The organism is Bradyrhizobium sp. CCGUVB4N (genome assembly GCF_024199945.1).
Lineage (GTDB): Bacteria > Pseudomonadota > Alphaproteobacteria > Rhizobiales > Xanthobacteraceae > Bradyrhizobium.
On record NZ_JANADP010000001.1, the window covers coordinates 6438405 to 6459351 of the forward strand.

Sequence of the window (20947 nt, forward strand, 5' to 3'; positions counted from 1 at the left end):
AACGTTGGCCGCCGACAATAGTCGCTTGATTTGGTCGCTCGGGACGGATAGCTCACTCTACCGACGTGAGCGCGCGGGCGCACCTTTCAGCGTTGACTTGAAAGCCATTTCACGCCGATCCTCTTGATACATTTGACCACGCCCGGATGTCCTCTCCCATCGCACATCGGTTGAAAGTCCATTCAAACCTGTACGTGGTAGCCTGGATCGCGGCGGCCGCGCTACTCACGTGGGGCATCGTGCTGTGGGGCACCGGGCGAGGCCTCGACGTGACCGACGAGGGCTTTTATCTCAATTCAATCAACCGGCCTGATTTGTACCCCGCGACGTATACGCAGTTCGGATTTCTGCTGCATCCGATCTATCTGTTACTTGGCGGAGACCTCGTGCTGTTGCGGTTGAGCGGCGTCCTGCTCATGACGCTCGCCGCTGGTTTTTTCGTGTTGTCGTCCTTCCGCCTGCCCGCCATCCCCGCTCTGCCGAGCGCCGCGCGCCTTGCTCTCGTGCTCGGCGGCTCATCCGCGGTCCTGCTGGCTTACTATTCCTGGGCCCCGACGCCGAACTACAATCTCCTCAACTTGCTCGGCGTCATGCTGATCTTCGGCGGCTGGTTCCGATTTCTGACGATTCCGGAACGGGCCATGCTGGTCGGGTGGCGCAGCTCACTCGTAACCCTCGCGTTCGCGATCGGATTTGCCATCGTGGCCCTGGTCAAGCCGACGTCGGCGCCCGTGCTCGCTCTCGGCGTAATGGCACTGACCTTGCCTTTCGGCCGGCGCGCGTTGATCGAGGTGATCGCGGGCGGAGCGCTGTCGATCGTCCTCGCCGTGCTGGCGCTCGTGGCGATCGACGGCAGCCTCGCCGGCGCGATCATGCGCTATCGAAACGTGCTTGCGCTCAACGAGCTCTCCGGGACGGGCCACGACCTCGACAGCACCTTTGCAGTCGGTGCGGGAATGCTTCTCGGCATTGCCGGCAGCTATGCGCTTGGACGCTGGCTGATGCCCAAGGCGGACCGACGCCACCTTGCCGCGATCCTGGCGCTGATCCTTGCGCCGCTCGCGCTTGCGCTTGGAACGAATACGGGGATCCTGCAAAGTGTCCCGCGGGCCGGCATCTTCTGGGTCGTCGCAGCCGCCCACATTCTCATTTTCGTTGCGCCTTCGAACGTCCGCCTGCCACTTGCATGCGTCGCGATGGCGATCTGTACCACCCTGGTGGCGATGGTCATCGTGCGGGCGATACAGAAGCCCTATCGGCTGAATGGCCCGTTGTGGGCCCAGACCGAATGGATCTCGTCGGCAAGCCGCAAGCATGTCGTAAAGGTCGATCCGGTCACAGCCAACTACTTTCGCACGCTTGTGAGCGGCGCAAAATCGGCCGGCTTCAGAAGCGGCACGCCGATCATCGATCTGACTGGAATGGGACCGACCACGGTCTATATGCTCGGTGGCGCCGCCGTCGGACTGCCGTGGATCAACGGTGGCTATCCCGGCAGCCGGGGCCTGGCACTGTACGTCCTGTCAACCGTCCCCCGCGACCAGCTGCGACACGCCTGGATACTCACCTCGCCCGGCGGCCACGGCTATCTGCCGACCGATATCTTGACGGATCTCGGCCTCAAATTTCCAGACGACTATGAAGAAGTCGCGCGCGGGACGACGAGCTTTATGAACTCGCTCCACATCCTCTGGCGTCCGCGCGCTTAATCAGTGAAGACCACCGTCTTGCGACCGTTGGGGATCACGCGATCGTCGAGGTGATAGCGGATAGCACGCGCGAGCACACGGCGCTCGATGTCGCGGCCCTTGCGGACGAGATCTTCCGGCCTGTCGCGGTGGCTGATGCGCTCGACGTCCTGGTCGATGATCGGGCCTTCGTCGAGGTCGCGCGTGACGTAATGGGCGGTCGCGCCGATCAGCTTCACACCGCGCTCATGCGCCTGGTGATAGGGCTTTGCGCCCTTGAAGCCCGGCAGGAACGAGTGATGGATGTTGATGCAGCGGCCGGAGAGCTTGGCCGACAGGTCATCCGACAGGATTTGCATGTAGCGGGCGAGCACCACCAAATCAGTCCCGGTCTTGGCGACGAGATCGAGAATCTGCGTCTCCTGCTCGCTCTTGGTCTCCTTGGTGACCGGCAAATAGTGAAACGGGATGCTGCCGAAATCGAGCCCGGCATAGACCTCGCGCGGATGGTTGGAGACGATCGCGGCGAGCGTCATCGGCAACTCGCCGGTGCGCCAGCGATAGAGGATGTCGACCAGGCAGTGGTCCGACTTCGACACCAGCAGCATCACCTTGCGATGCGCGGCGCGGTCGCGCATCTGCCACTCCATGCCGAAACGCTCGGCGATCGCAGTAAAGCCGGTCTGGAGCGCAGACAGTTCCACGGCAAGATCGGCCGCGGTGAAGACGACGCGCATGAAGAATTTCTTGGTCTCGACGTCGTCGAACTGCTGGGCGTCGAGAATGTTCTGTCCGGAATTCGCCAGGAAGGTCGACACCGCCGAGACGATGCCGGGTCGATCCGGACAGGACAGGGTCAGAACATATTGATGATCGGGCATGACTTTGAAGAACTGGCTCTTGATGACGGTTTGTGCAACGGCGGCGGAACGACCCGCGATTTGCATCCTGCTCTAGCACCGAGGCGACCCTTGCGCCAATCCCGGCGACGGTGTCAAAGTGAACGGACGATTGCGATTTTTGCTCACCGGAGCACGCCCATGGCCGACCGTTTGACCGGCACCCGCATCCTGATCCTGGAAACCCGCGAGGAGGCGCAGTTTTCGAAACTCCTGGCCGAGCAAGGCGCCGAGGTCGTGCAGTGCCCGATGTTCACCATCCAGGACGCCCCGGACCCTGCCCCGGTCGAGGCCTGGATCCGCCGCGCCATCGACAGGCCGTTCGACGACCTCGTGCTGATGACCGGTGAGGGCCTGCGGCGGATCATGAAGCTCGCGCGCGCACGCGGCCTCGACCAGGCATTTGTCGCGGCGCTGGCCCAATCGCGAAAATTCACCCGCGGGCCGAAGCCCGGCAAGGCGCTGCGCGAGATCTCGCTCGAGGCGCAGCAGACCACTGAGAAACCCACCACCGAGGGCGTGATCGAGATGCTGGGCAAGCTCGACCTCAGGGGACGCCGCCTCGGGCTTCAGCTTTATCCGGACAAGGATCACAGCGCACTGACCGGCGCGCTGGCCGCGCAAGGCGCCGAGGTCGATACCGTGCTGCCTTATGCCTATGACTCGAAGGCTGCGGACGCCAACATCGTCGCCGCCATCGACGACATGGCGGAGGGACGGATCGATTCCATCGCGCTCACCAATCTCGGCCAGGTCCGCCGCCTGATCGAGGCCGCCAAGGCCCATGGCAGCGAGGCGACGTTGCGCGCGGGATTCGAGCGGACGCTGATCGCCTCGGTCGGACCGGCCGTTTCGGGCGAGCTCGCCGCGCACGGTCTGCGCACCGACATCTCGCCTGCGGAAGACGCCTATTTCATGCGCCCGCTGATCTCGGCGATGGCGGCGGCGCTCGCGGAAAAACGGTCGAGGACAGCAAGCTGATCCCCTATGTCTAGCCCGCCACCTGCGAAGCAGCCGACATCAACTCCTGCGGGCTCGGCATTCCGAACATGCGCCGGCCGCCTTCGGGGACCTCGGTAAAGGTCCAGCGCACGATCCCTTCCCGATCGAGCAGGAACTGACCGAACAACTGGCCATTGCCAGTTGCCGCCATGCTCTGATCGGCTTCCATCATCTCATATCCATCCTTGTTGTTGAGCTGCTCGGAAGCCGCCACGCGATTCATCGGCCCGGATAATTCCCCGGGAAGCTCCACCTGCATGCTCATGACCACGTCCATGCCCACCTTGCGCGGCCAATCGGTTTCCTTCTCGGTGAACTCGAGATTGGGCAGGCCGAACGCACGGTGCGACACCCGCTGGGGATCGGACGCGGCGAGCAGATTGGGCAATGGGTGATATCGGAAGTAGAGCCGCGCCCGATCGATCGGCGTGTTGACGACGGTGAGGCTCTCGACACCCTTGTCGCGCAGGGCCGCATCAAGCTGCGCCTGGGCCGCAATATGGCGGCGGCAGAACGGGCAGTGCAGACCTCGAAACAGGCCCACCAATATCGGACTATGCCCGCGAAAATCCTCGAGTGCGACCTTTCCTTCGCGCGTGATGGCGTCCAGCACGATGTTGGGCGCGCGATCGCCCGGTTGAAGCGGTCCATCGACATGATGTTCTGACATGGTTGAACTCCTTCACATGACCTAGTCAAGAAATGGCAGTACAATCAGTCCGGCAGGATCAAGCCCGTGCCTGGTGCAGACATCATCGGCCAGCGCGAAATAGCGCTCCGCCTCGGGCATGTCGCCACGATCAAGGTTCAGTGTCGCAAGACCATCATAGCACGGAAAGAGCTGCTGTGGCTCGCCGATCTCGCTCGCCACCTCGATGGCCTCGTTGTAGCAGCGCGCCGCGAGATCAGGACGGAAGTGGCATTGATGGATCTGCCCGAGCACGATCAGGGGCACCGGGAGATGCTCGCGCTGGTCGAGCGCACGATCGATCTCGATCGCCTTTTCGGCCGCCGGCACCCCTTCGTCGGTACATCTGTCCGTGAAAGTACAGCAGGCGACGGCAAAGTTGGCCAGGAGACGCGCCTGGAAGCCGAGATCGCCGATGCGATGCGCGACATCGAGCCCACGCCGGCAAACGTCGATGGCTTGCGCCGGGTCGATCAGCGTGTAGAGCACCCCGAGGTTGGTGTAGCCGCGGCACGCCACGTTGAGGATGCCGGCGGCTTCGGCAGCCGCGACACTTTGCTCCACCTCGCGCACCGCCTCCTGGTGTCGCCCAAGCCGTGCCAGCGCAACCCCTTTGGTGTTGAGTGCCTCCGCAATGGCGCGCGCCGCCTCGAGCCCGGCCTGCCCGTCCGCGTCCACCGGCACGGAGCGTGCGTAACCGAGAGCCTCGTCGGCCCATCGCGCGGCAGCGACGTGATCACCCACGCGACATGCGAGACGGCCGCGCTCCTGCAGGAGATGCGCCCACTCGATCGGCGCTTCGGTGCCGGCCAGCCGTTCTGCCGCCTCTGCATAGTGCGTCTCTGCGTTGACGCGCTTGCCGGCATCCCACAACAAGCGGCCGAGCTTGCGAAGAATTCGCGCTTCGCCGATGCGATCTTCCACCGCGCGGTGCCCCTCCAGCGCGCCCTGGTAGTGCTCCTCGGCCACGCTTCGGCGGCCGGCCACGCGACAGAGGTCCGCGATCCGCTCGTACAGGACCAGGCATTCCGGCTCCCGTTCGACGCCGGTCAGTACGGCGAGGGACTGCTGGTAGAACCGAAGCGCATCGTCATTGGCGTGACTTCCGCGTGCGCGATCACCGGCCGCGCGCAGATAGCGCGCGCCTTTCGGCTTGTTCGCGCTCAGACTGAAGTGGTGTCCGAGCAGCACCAGATCTTCGAGCCGCTCCGGCTCGTTGCCATAGAGCCGCTCCAGCGCGGCTCCGATCCGTCCATGAAGCTCGATCCGGCGCTGCAGGAGCAGGTTCTGATAGATGACGTCCTGAAGCATGGTTTGCGTGAAGCGGTAGGTCCGCAGCGAAATCGAGTTCGAGCCCGCGACCTCCTCGATGATCTCGGCGTCGCACAGGAGTTCGAGCCCTGCTTCGACGCTCGCCCGCTCGGTCGCCGCAGCACCGAGCACAGCCGCATCAAAGCGCGGGCCGATCACTGCGGCCTCCTGGGCCAGGTGGCGCACCCGATGCGGCAAACGGTCGAGACGCGCCAGCAACAGAGCCTGAATGCTCGCCGGAATCTCCGCGGCGGCTTCCTCCGACTTCATTCGCCATAGCGCGCCATCGCGTTGCAGGGCGCCGGCTTCGATGAGGCCGCGGATGATCTCCTCGAGGAAAAGCGGATTGCCGCCCGCGCGTTCGAGGATTCGATTGAACAGCCGTCCCGGTGGCTCGCACCAGCCGTGACTGAAATAAGCCGCCAGCAGCTTTTGTCCGTCGGTGTCGCCAAGTGGAGGCAGCCGAAGGGTCGTATGACTGATCCGGCCGGAGCCGAACTGGTCCAACTCCAGCATTGGCCGATGTGTAAACAGCAGCATCAGCCGCGTCCGCTCCAGACGATCCATCAGGAACCGCAGCGCTTCCAGCGATACCGCATCGGCCCAATGCAGGTCCTCGACGATGATCAGAAGCGGCGACAAGGCGAGGCGCCGTTCGAAGACGGTGCGGATCGCGAAAAAGATCTGCCGGCGGAGCTGTTCCGGCTCGACATGCCTGAGCACGGCGTTGGGGTCGCCAAGGCCAAGGACGTGCAAATAGAGAGGCATCAGGCGGTCGGCCTCCTCGGCCGGGATGCCAAGCTCTGACAGCGCTTCGGCAACCTTTGCCTCCGTCTCCGCGGCGTCGGCCTTCTGCGCGATGCCGTAGGCACTGCGCAGCACGGCGGCGAGTGTGCCGTAGGATTGTTCGCCCAGCGGCGAACAGACTGCATGCCGGATCGCCACGCCTGCGAAGGGATCCTCATCGCGAATGCGCGCGACGAATTCGTTGACCAGGCGCGTTTTTCCGATCCCCGCTTCGCCGACCAGCCGCACCAGTTGAGCCGCCCCGCCGCACGCGCGATCAAGGCTGCCGATCACGCGCGCAAGCTCGGCGTCGCGCCCGATCAGCGGCGCATCGAGGCCCAACGCGTCGAGGCCTCGTGCCGCACGGGGCGTCTCGAGCGGTCCCCTCAAGCGATGGACCAGAACGCTGCCCATCTTGCCCTTGAGCGAGACCTCGCCAAGCGAGTCATAGGAGAACGCGTGCCGCGTCAGACGATGGGTCAAGGGCCCGACCAGCACCTCGCCCGGAGCCGCCATGGACTGCAGTCGCTGGGCGGTATTCACGGTATCGCCGGTCACCGAGTAGGATTTGGCAACGCCAACGCCCAGCCCACCCGCGACGACGTGCCCGGTGTTGATTCCGACATGGAGCAGCAGTGGCGAACCGGCATACGTCTTCGCGCGTTCGCTGAGCCGCGCCGTCCGGCTGATCATGTCGAGGGCTGCGCAGACCGCCCGCTCCGGGTCGTCCTCGTGCGCGGCCGGTGCGCCAAACAGGGCAAGCAGCGCATCGCCGATGAATTTGTCCACGAAACCGCCAAAGCTTTGCACCGCGGCGGTCAGCTCCTCGAACAATTCGTTCTGCAGCGTCTGCATAACCTCGGGATCGAGCCGCTCGCTCATCGCGGTGAAGCCGCTGAGGTCGGCAAACAGCACGGTGACGGTGCGGCGGTTTGCTTCGCTATCGATTTTATCCGCCTGCGGTCGAAATGCGTTTTGAGTCTCGAACGCCGGCACGAGCGGTGGAGAGGACGACGACCTGATCGGAGCCGTCATCGCGCTCGTTCGCTGCAATGCCCGCTCGCCGCTCGGGGGGGCCTGACCGACAAGCATGCCGCATTTCGGGCAGTAGACGAAATCGGGAGCGCATGGAAAACCGCAGCCAGCGCACGCGCACGGCTGCTTCGTGCCGCACTTCGGGCAGAAGGCAAAACCGCTCTGAACCTCAGAACCGCAACCCGAGCACGTCATGGCTCAAGACCTGGCGGAATCCGCTATCTGCTGGACCGATCCAATCGGCCCAGGATATGGCCACAATGGGCTCGGTGCGCAGGAAGTGCAAGCGGCGGGCCGGGCTACCCCTCCCGTAGGGGACCCGCACGGCGAGGCGACGTCGTGGATGGGCACGCGAACGGCAGCTGCTGCGCGCCAACCCGCAGCCACATGCTGGCATGCGATAGCGTCAATTGACACAACCACCATCACCGCTACCCTGCCGGACAGAAGAACAAATAATTAAGGGCCGGGAATCGCCGTGAAACCCGTCAACGCATCTTGAGCACACCCACAAGACCATCCGCGCTCGCGCCATTCCGCATCCGCAACTATCGCTTCCAGTGGCCGTCCGACCTGCTCACGTCCTGGGCGTTCGAGATCGAGACGCTGGTGCTCGGCTGGTACATCCTGGTCGAGACGGGCTCGGTGCTGCTGCTCACCATTCTCGCATCGCTGCAATATGTCGGGACGTTGGTTGCGCCCGTGCTCGGGATGGTCGGTGATCGCATCGGTCATCGCGATCTTCTCGTCATGCTGCGTCTCACCTATACGGTCCTCGCCTCGACCATCATGCTGCTGGCGCTGACCGGTCACCTCGCACCGCTCAAGGTGATGATCATCGTGACGATCATGGGCCTGATCCGCTCCTCGGATCTCGGCCTTCGCAGCGCACTGCTCGCCGACATCATGCCGAGCGAGCTGCTGGTGGGGGCGATCAGCCTGTCACGCACCACCCAGGACAGCGCGCGCATCGCCGGGGCGCTGACCGGAGCCGGACTGTTCGCGACCTTCGGCATCGGCAAGGTCTACATGGTGATCGCCTGCCTGTATTTTGCGGCAGCTATTCTCATGTTCTGCCTGACACGACCGGCGAAGTCCGCGGAGCATCGCCTGGTGGAAAGCCATTCGGGCTCGCGGCTGCTGCGCGATCTCAGGGAAGGCATCGTTTATTCCTGGAACGGGCCGGCCATGCTGGCGGCGCTTTGCGTCGCGTTCCTCGCCAATCTCACCGCGTTTCCGCTGACGAATGGATTGCTGCCCTTCATCGCGCGCGACATCTTTCATACCGACCAGACCGGCCTCGGTTATCTCTCGGCGAGTTTCGCCCTGGGCTCGCTGATCGGCTCCATCACACTCAGCCTGGTGGGTGGCCTGCGCATTGCCCGGCTTCTGATCGGCGCCACGCTAGCCTGGTACACGTTGCTGCTGGTGTTCGTCGAAATCAGGACCATGCCTGTGGCCATGGCCTGCCTCGTGCTGGCCGGCATCGCCCAGAGCATGTCGATGATCTCGGCAGCCGTGATCCTGATGCGGACGGCGAGCGCACACCTGCGTGGCCGCGTCATGGGAGTGCGCATGATGGTGATCTACGGCCTGCCGATCGGATTGCTCGCGGCCGGCAGCCTGATCGACGTCATCGGCTATTCCGCAACGGGGTCGCTCTATGCAGCGGCGGGCTTCATCGCGATGCTGGCCATCGCCATCCGCTGGCGCGCCGACCTCTGGCCGGTGCACGCGCCCGCCAATGCGCGCTAGAGTCGCGTTCCGATGAATCGGAACGCGACTCTAGATTCTCGTTTTGACGCGTTTTCTTAACGCGAACCGGCATCCACTTCGCTCGAAAACGCTCTAATCCCCGTATCCGCGCAGCCGCTCGACATTGAGGATCGTGACACCGCCATATTCGAGCCGCAGCAGCCCCTCCTTCTCCAGCCGGTTCAGCGCGCGGTTGGCGTTCTGCCGCGACATGCCGGAGAGCGCGCCGATCTCCTCCTGGGTAATCTCCAGATGCGCGGTCGATTCCGGATAGAGGATCGGATTGAACAGCGAAGCGATGCTGCGCGCGAGGCGCGAAGTCGCATCGAGCGTGCGGTTGACCTCGAGCATGCCGATGAACTGGCCGAGCCGCTCGTTGAGCTGGCGCACCAGGAAGCGGTTGAAGCCGACGCTGTTCTCGAACAGCCACATGAAGGCGCTGCGCTCCATCAGCGCGACCCGGCTATCGCGCAACGCGACCACGTCGTAGCGGCGCGGCTCGTTCTTGAGCACGCTGCCTTCGCCGAACCAGGCGCCCGCCGTAAGCCCCGCAAGGCTGGTCTCCTTGCCGTCACGCGAGACGCCGCCCATGCGGGCAAGCCCGCTCACCATGCCGGCCCAATAATCGAATTTGTCGCCGCGCATGAACACGGTCTCGCCGGTGCCGTAGGACCGCTCCGTGATCCCGGCGCGGGCCACCTCGATCTCCGCTGGCGTGAGCTCGCGCGACCAGGCGGCCACGCGCTTCAGTTGATCCTCTGAAATCATGATCGAGAGGCCAGCCGCACCGTTTCGTCACTCCATCCTTCTGCTGCACTGCAGCACGATCGTTCCGGCCTCCATCCGACGAAAGGAGTAAGCCGCTGCAGCCCTGAAAACTTTGTCGCAGAATTGTCAGGTCGGAGACATTTCAAAATAGCGCTTTCCCCTATTGAGAGCCACCTCGGGTGATGCGGCTTTTGATCCCAAACGGGGACGAAAGTGGCGCGGCTCCGGTCGGGACCATGTGTTGCATGGCCTCACCGGCACGACCGTACTAGGATTGCCCGAGAGGAACGGACGAAGAGCGCCACTGAATGCGCCATCACCGGGAGGGATTTGTTTGGTGGCTACCAGTCTCGAAGTGCGCGGCGTGTCCTTGCGGTTCGGCGGCGTTCGCGCGCTGACCGACGTCAGCTTCGCCATCAACGAGGGCGAGCTGTTCTCGATCATCGGCCCCAACGGGGCCGGCAAGACCTCGATCGTGAATTGCATTTCCGGGCGCTACAAGCCGACGGAAGGCCAGCTGTTCTACCAGGGCCGCGACATCACCGGCCTGACGCCGAATGCGCGTCCCAAGCTCGGCATCGGCCGCACCTTCCAGAACCTGGCGCTGTTCCACCACATGAGCGTGCTCGACAACATCATGGTCGGCCGCCATCACCTGTTGAAGAACAATTTCCTCACGGGTTCGCTCTACTGGCTCACCGGCGCGCGCAAGGAAGAGCTCGAGCACCGCCGCAAGGTGGAAGAGATCATCGACTTTCTCGACCTCCAATCGGTGCGCAAAGCCACCGCCGGCACCCTCTCCTACGGCCTGCGCAAGCGCGTCGAGCTTGCGCGTGCCATGGCGCTGGAGCCGCGCCTCATCCTCCTCGACGAGCCGATGGCCGGCATGAACTTCGAGGAGAAGGAGGACATGGCCCGCTACATCGTCGACCTCAACGAGGAATTCGGCATGACGGTGGTGATGATCGAGCACGACATGGGCGTGGTGATGGACATCTCCCACCGCGTCATGGTGCTGGACTTCGGCCGCAAGATCGCCGAGGGCGACCCCGCCGCCGTGCTCGCCGACCCCCACGTCAGGCGCGCCTATCTCGGCGAGGAAGACGAGACGCTGGTCGATCCGGACGATGCCCCTCCGGCGCAGGAGAGCGCGGCATGATGGATTACGCAGCCCGCGTCGCCCAGGCCGACACCTATCCGAAAATGCTCCGGCTCAACGCCAAGGAGCACGGCAACGAGATCGCGCTGCGCGAAAAGGATCTCGGCCTCTGGCGCCCCTTCACCTGGACCGATTACCAGACCCGCGTGCGCCACTTCGCGCTAGGCCTGGTCGAACTGGGCCTTGGCCGCGGCGATGTCATCGGCATCATCGGGGATAACCGTCCGGACTGGGTTGCGGCGGAAGTGGCGGCGCATGCGATCGGCGGATTGAGCCTCGGGCTCTATCGCGATGTGCTCGATGAAGAGGCCTTGTATCTCCTCAACTATGGCGAAGCGCAGCTCGTCTTCGCCGAGGACGAGGAGCAGGTCGACAAGCTGCTGGCGCTGGCCGAGCGCGTGCCGCGGCTCAAGCACATCATCTATTCCGACCCGCGCGGGATGCGGAAATATGACGACCCGCGCCTGATGTCGGCAGAAAAATTCGCCGAGCTCGGCCGTGCCCGGGCCGCGCGCGAGCCGGAGCTTTACGACAGGCTGGTCGATGCCACCAAGGGCGAGGATGTTGCGATCCTCTGCACCACGTCGGGCACGACGTCGCATCCGAAGCTCGCGATGCTCGCCGCCGGCCGCGTGCTCGGCCATTGCGCGACCTATCTCGCCTTCGACCCGAAGGGCCCCGACGACGAATATGTCTCGGTGCTGCCGCTGCCCTGGATCATGGAACAGGTCTATGTGCTCGGCAAAGGCCTGCTCTGCCGGATGAAGATCAACTTCGTCGAAGAGCCGGATACGATGATGAACGATCTGCGCGAGATCGCACCGACATTCGTGCTGTTCGCGCCGCGGGTCTGGGAATCCATCGCGGCGGACGTCCGCGCCAAGGTGATGGATGCGACGCCGTTCAAGCAACGGCTGTTCGACGTCGGCATGAAGTCGGGTCTGGCCGCGCTCGAACAGGGCAAGCGCTCGGGCTTTGCCGACGCGATCCTGTTCCGCGCGCTGCGCGACCGGCTCGGTTTCACGCGGCTGCGCTCGGCCGCGACCGGCGGCGCCGCGCTCGGGCCCGACACCTTCAAGTTCTTCCAGGCCATGGGCGTGCCGCTGCGCACGCTCTACGGTCAGACCGAGCTGCTGGGAGCTTACACGCTGCATCCCGCGGGCAAGGTCGACCCAGACACGACGGGCGTGCCGATGGCGGACAGTGTCGAGATCCGCATCGACAATGCCGACGTCCATGGCGTCGGCGAGATCGTGGTGCGGCATCCCAACATGTTCCTCGGCTATTACAAGAATCCCGAGGCCAGCGTCGCCGACATCCGCGATGGCTGGATGCTGTCGGGAGATGCCGGCTATTTCAACGCGGACAGCCAGCTCGTCGTCATCGACCGCATCAAGGATCTCGCGGAGACCTCGCGCGGCGAGCGCTTCTCACCGCAATTCATCGAGAACAAGCTGAAGTTCTCGCCCTACATCGCGGAAGCCGTGGTGCTGGGCGCCGGCCGCGACGCGCTCGCCGCGATGATCTGCATCCGCTACTCCATCATCTCGAAATGGGCAGAGAAAAAACGGCTTTCCTTCACCACCTACAGCGACCTCGCCTCGCGGCCCGAAGTCTACAGGCTGCTCCAGAAGGAAGTCGAGACCGTCAACGCCACGCTGCCGCCGGCACAGCGCATCTCGCGCTTCCTGCTGCTCTACAAGGAGCTCGACGCCGACGACGGCGAGCTCACGCGCACGCGAAAGGTGCGCCGCAGCGTCATCAACGAGAAATACGAAGGCATCATCGACGCCATCTATCGCGGCGCCGCCGACATCCCCGTCGACACCGTGATCCGCTTCCAGGACGGCACCACGCAGCGCGTGCGCACGACGCTCCGCGTGGTAGATCTGGGCGAACACGGGCCCATGGCGGAGGCCGCGGAGTGAATTCGCTTCCGATGCAGAACCCGCAATTGATCCACCCCTTCTCGCGCCGTTGCGGAGAGGCGAAGGACAGCATCACATGAACAGCGCCTTCCTCATCCAGCTCCTGGTCAACGGCCTCGTGGTCGGCACGCTCTATGGCGTGGTCGCGATGTCGTTCGTGCTGATCTACAAGGCGACGCAGGTCGTCAATTTCGCGCAAGGTGAACTGCTGCTGGTCGGCGCCTGGGTATGCTGGGCGCTGCTCGCCAAATACCAGGTGCCGTTCTGGATCGGCATGCCGATGACGCTGGTGTTCATGTTCGTGTTCGGCATCGCGATCCAGGTGCTGATCCTGCGGCCGATGATCGGCGAACCCATTATTTCTGTCATCATGGTGACGATCGGCCTCTCCACCGTGCTGCAGGCGACGCTGAAATGGATGTTTGGCGTCAATCCGCAGCCGTTCCCGCGCGTGTTCGAGAGCCAGTCGGTCGGCCTGTTCGGCCTCCAGATCCAGACCGTCTATGTCATGAGCCTGGTCGTGTCGGTCGCTATGATGATCGGTATGGCCTGGTTCTTCCGCGCCTCGAAATACGGCCTTGCGATGCGCGCCACCGCGTTCAACCAGCAGGTGGCGCAGTCGCTCGGCATTTCCGTGAAAAACGTGTTCGCAATGGCCTGGGCGATTTCGGCGACAGTGTCGGCGGTCGCCGGTGTGGTGGTTGCGGTCGTAAACGGCGTGTCGTCAGGCCTTGCCGCCTACGGCATAAAAGTGTTTCCGGCGGCGATCCTGGGCGGGCTCGATTCCGTCGGTGGGGCCGTGCTCGGCGGCATCATCATCGGGGTGCTCGAGAACGTCGCGCAATATGTCGACAGCCAATACCTGCACTGGGGCAATCTCTACGAGATCGCGCCGTTCTACGTCCTCATCATCGTGCTGATGATCAAGCCCTACGGCCTGTTCGGCACCCACGACATCGAGCGGATCTGATCCATGGCCGGCCCTGCCCTCATCCCTGCTGGTGATTTCCGCACCTCCTACGCGGCCGACACCACGATTTTCCCGACCACGACCAGCCGCAACTTTGCGATTGTTGGCGTCTTGCTGCTTTGCCTCGTGCCGCAGGTCCTCGGCGGCTACTGGCTCAGCATCCTGATCCAGATCGGCATCTTCTCGATCGCGGCGCTCGGGCTGAACATCCTGGTCGGCTTCACCGGCCAGATCTCGATCGGGCATGCCGCCTTCTTCCTGCTCGGCGCCTTCACCTCGGCCTACATCTCCAACAACGCGCCGATCCCGGTGTTCTTCGCGATCCCGCTCGCCGGTGTCGTCACCGCGCTGGTCGGGCTGATCTTCGGCATTCCGGCGGCGCGCCTGAAAGGGCTCTACCTCGTCATCGCGACGCTGGCCGCCCAATATATCCTGCTCGACTTCTTCTCACGTGCCGAATGGTTTTCCGGCGGCTCCGTGCCGGCGAGCGCCGAGCCGTTCTCGATTCTGGGCTACACCTTGCGCGGCGATAAGCAATATTTTTACGTCGTGCTGGCCTATGTGCTCTTCAGCTACATCCTCGTCACCAATTTGATGCGCACCCGCGATGGCCGCGCGCTGGTGGCGATCCGCGACCATTATCTCTCCGCCGAGATCATGGGCATCAACCTCACCAAATACCGCACGCTGTCGTTCGGGCTCGCCGCCTTCTTCGCCGGCATCGCCGGCGCGCTCTACGCGCATTACCAGCTGGTGGTCTCGCAGGAAGGTTTCGGCATCGAGCGCTCGATCCTGTTCCTCGCCATGATCATCATCGGCGGCACCGGTTCGATCATGGGCACGCTGATGGGCACGGCGTTCGTGGTGCTGTTGCCGGAGTCCATGGAGTTCATCAGCCTCTCACTGAAGGGCGGCGCGATCGACAAGGCGTTGTCGCTCAACAACAACATCACCTTCCTGCGCGAAATCGCGATCGGGGTGATCATCATCGCGTTCTTGATGTTCGAGCCGGACGGGCTCGCGCATCGCTGGCGGCAGATCAAGGCATACTGGAAACTCTACCCGTTCTCGCACTGAGCGCGGGCTGCTTCACTTAAACAATAAAACCGGAGGAACCGACCCATGACAATGAAGTCCCTTTTGAGCACCGCATCGCTCGCGCTTGTGATCGCGGCCTTCTCCGCGAGCGCGCAGGCGCAGATCGCGATCGGGCATCTCGCCGACTATTCCGGCGGCACCTCCGACGTCGGCACGCCCTACGGCCAGGCCGTCGCCGACACCTTTGCCTGGGTCAACAAGAACGGCGGCGTCGGCGGCAAGCAGCTCAGCGTCGACACCAACGATTACGGCTACCAGGTGCCGCGCGCGATCGCGCTCTACAAGAAATGGTCGGCGCCGGACAGCAAGGTCGCCGCGATCATGGGCTGGGGCACGGCTGACACCGAGGCGCTGACCGGCTTCCTCGCCCAGGACAAGATCCCCGACCTCTCCGGCTCCTATGCCGCCGCCCTGACCGATCCCGAAGGTACCAGCGGCAAGGCCAAGCCCGCGCCCTACAATTTCTTCTACGGCCCGAGCTATTCGGACTCGCTGCGCGCGATGCTGATCTGGGCCGCCGAGGACTGGAAGGCCAAGGGCAAGCCCGGCAAGCCGAAATTCGTCCACATGGGCGCCAACCATCCGTACCCGAACGCGCCGAAGGCCGCCGGCGAAGCGATGGCGCAGGAGCTCGGTTTCGAGGTGCTGCCGCCGCTGGTGTTCGCGCTCGCGCCGGGTGACTACAGCGCGCAGTGCCTGAGCCTGAAATCCTCAGGCGCCAACTACGCCTATCTCGGCAACACCGCGGCCTCCAACATCTCGGTGATGAAGGCCTGCAAGACCGCCGGCGTCGAGATCCAGTTCCTCGGCAATGTCTGGGGCATGGACGAGAACGCCGCCAAGACCGCGGGTGACGCTGCCAACGGCGTGATCTTCCCGCTGCGCACCGCGGTGAGCTGGGGCGGTGACGCGCCCGGCATGAAGACGGTGATGGAGATCTCCAAGATGTCCGACCCCACCGGCAAGGTCTATCGCCCGGTTCACTACGTCGCGGCGGTTTGCTCGGCGCTCTACATGAAGGAGGCGCTTGACTGGGCCACCAAGAACGGCGGCGCCACCGGCGACAACGTCGCCAAGGGCTTCTACCAGAAGAAGGATTGGGTGCCGGCCGGCATGGAAGGCGTCTGCGCGCCCTCGACCTGGACCGACAAGGACCATCGCGGCACGCTCAAGGTCGAGCTCTATCGCACCAAGATCTCGGGTGCGACCGACGGCGACCTCAACGACCTCATGGCCAAGGGCACGATCAAGCTCGAGAAGGTCAAGACCGTCGAGCTGCCGCGCAAGCCGGAACTGCTGGGCTGGTGATGCGATCTCGGACGTCATGGCCGGGCAAAAGCGCGAAGCGCGTTTTCGCGCAGATGTCCCGGCCATCCACGTCTGACCTCACGCACAAAGTACGTGGATGCCCGGGACAAGCCCGGGCATGACGAGCGCAGCAAATTGGCGGCACCGAACATGACCGACATCCTCGAAGCATCCCGCGCCAAACCGACGGCCGTGGCCCCCGCTCCCCTCCTCGCCGTGCGCAACATCGAGGTCGTCTATGACGACGTCATCCTGGTGCTGCGCGGCCTCAGCCTCGACGTGCCCAAGGGCGCGATCGTGGCGCTGCTGGGCGCCAATGGTGCCGGCAAGTCGACGACGCTGAAGGCGATCTCGGGATTGCTCAAGACCGAGGACGGCGAGGTCACGCGCGGCGAGATCCTGTTCGAGGGCGAGCCCATCGCCGGCATCGATCCCGACAAGATCGTCCGCCGCGGCATCTTCCAGGTCATGGAGGGCCGGCGCATCGTCGCCGACATGACGTCGCTGGAAAACCTCAGGCTCGGCGCCTTCACGCGCAGGGATCGCGAGGTCGATGCCGACCTCGATATGGTCTTCAACTATTTCCCGCGCCTGAAGGAGCGCACGGGACTGGCCGGCTATCTCTCCGGCGGCGAGCAGCAGATGCTCGCGATCGGCCGCGCGCTGATGGCACGCCCGAAGATGATCTTGATGGACGAGCCGTCGATGGGCCTGTCGCCGCTTCTGGTGAAAGAGGTGTTCTCGATCATCCAGAAGATCAACCGCGACCTCGGCGTCACCATCCTGCTGGTGGAGCAGAACGCGCGCGCCGCGCTGTCGGTGGCAAGCCACGGCTACATCATGGAGCAGGGCAAGGTCGTGCTCGACGGCACCGCCGACGAGCTGCGCGACAACGAGGACGTCAAGGAATTCTACCTCGGCGGCGCCGGCGACCAGCGCAAGAGCTTCAAGAACCTGAAGAGTTTTAAGCGGCGCAAACGGTGGCTCTGAGCTCTAGCTCAGCACCTGCTCCGCTTCCGTGACCGCGCAGAGAACATGATAGAACGACGACGCAGGAATGGTGTCGACCAGCGATTTGCCGTCGCTGTCGAACTGGTCGTACCAGCCGCCCCGCACGGGATGGCTGAGATAATGCCGTTCGAGCCGCACCAGCGACGCACGCGCTTCGTCCGCCGCACCCGCTTCGCCGGACTCGGCCTGCGCGATCCAAGCTTTCGCGATCTCGGTCTGCGGCCACAGCCGGCGCGTCGCGCGGCGGATATTGCCGGTGTCGTCGCCCTCGTCGACGAGACAGCCGGTGGCCGTGTCGCGATAGCGCAGCGCCGTCGCCAGCAGCTCTGCGCGCCGCTGTCCGGTCGGACAGCCCGTGATGCGTTCAAATCCCTTCAGCAGCCAGACCCATTCCGCCTGGTGGCCGGCCTCGACGCTGACCGGCTCGATCTTCGACCAGTCCTCCTCGAAATATTCGCCGAGCGCGCATTTCCGCTTGTCGTAGAGATTGGCCAGGAACAGCGCGAAGAACTCGCCGGCGCGGTTCTGGAACGACAGATCGTGGGTCGCGTCGAAGCACGCGATCATCGCCTCGAACAGATGCATCTGCGGGTTTTGCCGCCGCGGCAGCGACACCGGCAGGCTCTCATGCACACCGCCATGCGGCGAGCGCAGATGGCCGTCGAGGAAGCCGAGCAGCGCGTCGATCTCGGCGCGGATCTGCGCGTCCTGGTCGAGCGCATAGACGGTTGCCAGCGCAAACAGGATGAAGGCGTGGTCATAGGCGTCGCGCCGCGCATCGAGCACCGCGCCATCCGGCGTCAGCCGGTGGACATAGCCGGGCTTTCCGTCCGGCGCCTTGGCCTTTGCGAGCAGATGCTCGAGCCCCTTCAGCGCGATGGCGCGGCCTTGCGGATACCAGCCCATCTGCGCCGCCTTGGCGTAGCACCAGATCTGGCGCGCCTGCACGAATACGCGGCGCGGCGCGGCTCTGTCCGCCGTGCCGTCGCAGTGCAGCCGATCGATGAAACCGCCCGTTTCATGGTCCCAGCCAACGGTCGACCACAGCGGGATCGCGTCCTCGATCATCCGGCGCTTCAGGCGCGCGACGACGTCGGCCGCCTCTTCCGCCGGAATGATGCTCTCGTCCGCCATTGCGTCCCCTCCACGCCCCGCCAATGGCCGTCTGATACCCATGCGAGCGGCGGCGTGCAACCGATGCCAACCCGGAAAGACCTACCATGACCGCCCATTACGACGCCCTCGAGACGCGTGAGCCAGCGGCGCGCGAGGCCGAGCTGTTCGCCCGCCTGCCGGACGTCCTGCGAAGTGCGATGTCCGCCCCGGCCTATGCCGAGCGGCTCACAGGCGTAGATCCCGCCGCCGTGACCTCCAGGGCGGCGCTGGCGCGCCTGCCGGTTCTGCGCAAGTCGGAACTGCCCGCTCTGCATAAGGCCTCAGTGCCCTTCGGAGGCTTCGTGACAACCGCTCCGGGATCCTTCGCCCGCCTGTTCACCTCCCCAGGCCCGATTTTCGAGCCGGAGGACACCCGGGCCGACCCCTGGCGGGGGGCGCGGGCGCTGTTTGCCGCCGGCCTCCGGCCCGGCGACGTCGTGCTCAACACCTTCAGCTATCACCTTACCCCCGGCGGGTTCATCTTCGATGCCTCGGCTCGCGCCCTCGGCTGCGCGGTGATCCCGGCCGGCCCCGGCAACACCGAACAGCAATTCGAGTTGATCGAGGCCTATCGGCCGGTCGGCTACAGCGGCACGCCGGATTTTCTGAAGATTTTGCTCGACGCCGCCGCAGCCTCGGGGCGCGACGTCTCCTCGATCAAGCGGGCGCTGGTGTCGGGCGCCGCCTTCCCGCCTTCGCTCCAGGCAGAGATCAAGGCGCGCGGCATCGACGCCTACCAGGCCTTCGGCACCGCCGATCTTGGCCTCATCGCGTTCGAGACCGAGGCGCGCGGCGGCATGGTCGTGAACGAGGACCTGATTTTCGAGATCGTCCGGCCGGGCACCGGTGATCCCGTTGCGCCGGGCGACGTCGGTGAGATCGTGGTGACGTCGCTCGACCCGCACCATCCCTGGATCCGCCTCGCGCTCGGCGACCTCACCGCAGCTCTGCCGGGCGTGAGTGCTTGCGGCCGTACCAACATGCGCATCAGGGGCTGGATGGGCCGCGCCGACCAGACCACCAAGGTCAAGGGCATGTTTGTGCGTCCCGAACAAGTCGCCGAGATTGGCAAGCGCCACCCAGCGCTCGGCCGCCTGCGCCTCGTCGTGAGCCGCAATCGCGAGACCGACGCGATGACCCTGCGGGCGGAAACCGGCGCACCAAGCGATGTGCTGCGCGAGGAACTCGCCGCAAGTCTGCGCGCGGTGACCAAGCTCGGCGGCGGCGTCGAACTGGTGTCGCCTGGCGCGCTACCCAACGACGGAAAGGTGATCGTCGACGAGCGCTAGAACGCGCGGATCGCGCGAATGACTTCGTCCTGCTGCGCGGGCGTGATCTCTGCGAACATCGGCAGCGACAGGATGTTGGCCTGGTCGGCGCAGGCGTGCGGAAATTGCTCGGCCGTGTGCTCGAAGCGGCTGTACGCGGGCAATAGAGGCAAGGCTGTCGGATAGTTGATCGCGGTCTGGATGCCCTTCGCGTTCAAATGCTTTGCGAGCGCATCGCGCCGCACATGTTTGATCGTATAAAGATGATAGACATGCTGCCGCCCCGCGGCGACCTGCGGCACATCGATGTCCTCGACCTGCTTCAGCGCCGCATCATAGATAGCGGCTGCTTCCTGGCGTCCCTTGGTCCAATCCGCCAGATGCGGAAGCTTGGCCGACAGGATCGCGGCCTGCATGCCGTCGAGACGGCTGTTGATTCCCTCGATCTGGTGCTGATGCTTCACGAGGCCGCCGTGGCGGGCCAGCATGGTCATCCGCTTGGCCAACACATCGTCATTGGTGACGACGGCGCCGGCGTCGCCCATCGCGCCGAGATTTTTGCCGGGATAGAAGGAATAGGTCGCGGCGGAGCCAAACGTTCCGACCATCTTACCCTTGTAGTGCGCCAGATGCGCCTGCGCGCAATCCTCGATTACCCACAGGCCATGCCTGCTCGCGATCGCCATGATCGCGTCCATGTCGGCCGGCTGCCCGTAGAGATGCACCGGGATGATGCCCACGGTCCGCGGCGTGATCGCTGCTTCAATCGCCGCGGGATCGATAGTAAACGTCGTGCCGTCGGTGTCGCAGAACCTAGCGCTTGCGCCGGCATGCGTGATCATCGCCGACGTCGAAATCCACGAATGTGCGGTCGTGATCACTTCGTCGCCCAGCTTCACCTTCAGCGCCGCCATGGCGAGATAGAGCGCGTCGGTGCCATTGGCGCAGGAGACGCAATGTTTGACGGATGCGGCCCTCGCGAAGTCGCGTTCGAAGGCGTCGACATAGGGACCGCGAATGAAGGCGTTGTCGCGGATCACGCCGGCCATCGCCGCGTCGATCTCGCTCTTGATGTTCTGGTACTGGAGCTGAAGATCAGCGAAAGGGACTGCCATGCG

General features: G+C 64.4%; 16 protein-coding genes. 10 read left to right on the plus strand and 6 right to left on the minus strand.

Annotation, left to right across the window (positions count from 1 at the left end):
• The first annotated feature begins 194 nt into the window (after positions 1-194).
• Positions 195-1709, plus strand: coding sequence for a hypothetical protein (locus NLM31_RS29915; protein ID WP_254194609.1), 1515 nt, complete (start codon positions 195-197; stop codon positions 1707-1709).
• On the opposite strand, the gene purU is transcribed toward NLM31_RS29915, so the two are convergent.
• Entirely contained in the window at positions 1706-2569 is an 864-nt protein-coding gene (gene purU / locus NLM31_RS29920; protein WP_254196295.1) for a formyltetrahydrofolate deformylase, read from the minus strand. The genes NLM31_RS29915 and purU overlap by 4 nt on opposite strands.
• Positions 2570-2728: 159 nt before the next feature.
• On the opposite strand from purU, the gene NLM31_RS29925 reads away from it, so the two are divergent.
• Positions 2729-3568 carry a uroporphyrinogen-III synthase gene (locus NLM31_RS29925; RefSeq protein WP_254194610.1) on the plus strand — a complete coding sequence of 280 codons (840 nt, stop codon included), beginning with the start codon at positions 2729-2731 and terminating at the stop codon, positions 3566-3568.
• Positions 3569-3578: 10 nt separating this feature from the next.
• On the opposite strand, the gene NLM31_RS29930 is transcribed toward NLM31_RS29925, so the two are convergent.
• Entirely contained in the window at positions 3579-4259 is a 681-nt protein-coding gene (locus NLM31_RS29930; protein ID WP_254194611.1) for a redoxin family protein, read from the minus strand.
• A 21-nt stretch (positions 4260-4280) separates the two neighbouring features.
• Complete coding sequence (locus NLM31_RS29935; RefSeq protein WP_254194612.1) at positions 4281-7604, minus strand: adenylate/guanylate cyclase domain-containing protein; 3324 nt, start codon at positions 7602-7604, stop codon at positions 4281-4283.
• Positions 7605-7907: 303 nt separating this feature from the next.
• On the opposite strand from NLM31_RS29935, the gene NLM31_RS29940 reads away from it, so the two are divergent.
• Positions 7908-9164 carry an MFS transporter gene (locus tag NLM31_RS29940; RefSeq protein WP_254194613.1) on the plus strand — a complete coding sequence of 419 codons (1257 nt, stop codon included), beginning with the start codon at positions 7908-7910 and terminating at the stop codon, positions 9162-9164.
• Positions 9165-9257: 93 nt separating this feature from the next.
• Here the strand turns inward: NLM31_RS29940 and NLM31_RS29945 are convergent, their stop codons facing one another.
• Positions 9258-9932, minus strand: coding sequence for a Crp/Fnr family transcriptional regulator (locus tag NLM31_RS29945; RefSeq protein ID WP_254132732.1), 675 nt, complete (start codon positions 9930-9932; stop codon positions 9258-9260).
• 337 nt (positions 9933-10269) lie between these two features.
• Here NLM31_RS29945 and NLM31_RS29950 point away from each other — a divergent pair, with 337 nt between their 5' ends.
• The 6 genes from NLM31_RS29950 to NLM31_RS29975 all read left to right on the plus strand — a co-directional run bounded on the left by NLM31_RS29950 (position 10270) and on the right by NLM31_RS29975 (position 17385).
• Positions 10270-11091: an ABC transporter ATP-binding protein gene (locus NLM31_RS29950; RefSeq protein WP_254132733.1), complete on the plus strand. Its 822-nt coding sequence runs from the start codon at positions 10270-10272 to the stop codon at positions 11089-11091.
• Entirely contained in the window at positions 11088-13019 is a 1932-nt protein-coding gene (locus tag NLM31_RS29955) for a long-chain fatty acid--CoA ligase (RefSeq protein ID WP_254194614.1), read from the plus strand. The genes NLM31_RS29950 and NLM31_RS29955 overlap by 4 nt, the downstream gene beginning before the upstream one ends.
• A gap of 76 nt (positions 13020-13095) precedes the next feature.
• Positions 13096-13989, plus strand: a complete 894-nt coding sequence (locus tag NLM31_RS29960) for a branched-chain amino acid ABC transporter permease (protein WP_254194615.1) — start codon at positions 13096-13098, stop codon at positions 13987-13989.
• Between the two features lie 3 nt (positions 13990-13992).
• Entirely contained in the window at positions 13993-15066 is a 1074-nt protein-coding gene (locus tag NLM31_RS29965; protein ID WP_254194616.1) for a branched-chain amino acid ABC transporter permease, read from the plus strand.
• 45 nt (positions 15067-15111) lie between these two features.
• Entirely contained in the window at positions 15112-16395 is a 1284-nt protein-coding gene (locus NLM31_RS29970) for an ABC transporter substrate-binding protein (RefSeq protein WP_254194617.1), read from the plus strand.
• A 150-nt stretch (positions 16396-16545) separates the two neighbouring features.
• Positions 16546-17385: an ABC transporter ATP-binding protein gene (locus NLM31_RS29975; protein WP_254194618.1), complete on the plus strand. Its 840-nt coding sequence runs from the start codon at positions 16546-16548 to the stop codon at positions 17383-17385.
• Positions 17386-17388: 3 nt separating this feature from the next.
• Here the strand turns inward: NLM31_RS29975 and NLM31_RS29980 are convergent, their stop codons facing one another.
• On the minus strand, positions 17389-18540 hold the full coding sequence (locus NLM31_RS29980) for an AGE family epimerase/isomerase (protein WP_254194619.1): 1152 nt from the start codon (positions 18538-18540) through the stop codon (positions 17389-17391).
• Between the two features lie 86 nt (positions 18541-18626).
• On the opposite strand from NLM31_RS29980, the gene NLM31_RS29985 reads away from it, so the two are divergent.
• Positions 18627-19850, plus strand: coding sequence for a phenylacetate--CoA ligase family protein (locus NLM31_RS29985; protein ID WP_254194620.1), 1224 nt, complete (start codon positions 18627-18629; stop codon positions 19848-19850).
• On the opposite strand, the gene NLM31_RS29990 is transcribed toward NLM31_RS29985, so the two are convergent.
• A complete protein-coding gene (locus NLM31_RS29990; protein WP_254194621.1) occupies positions 19847-20944 on the minus strand; it encodes a DegT/DnrJ/EryC1/StrS aminotransferase family protein in 1098 nt (365 codons plus the stop codon). The two genes, NLM31_RS29985 and NLM31_RS29990, sit on opposite strands and share 4 nt — an antisense overlap.
• Positions 20945-20947: the final 3 nt, after the last annotated feature.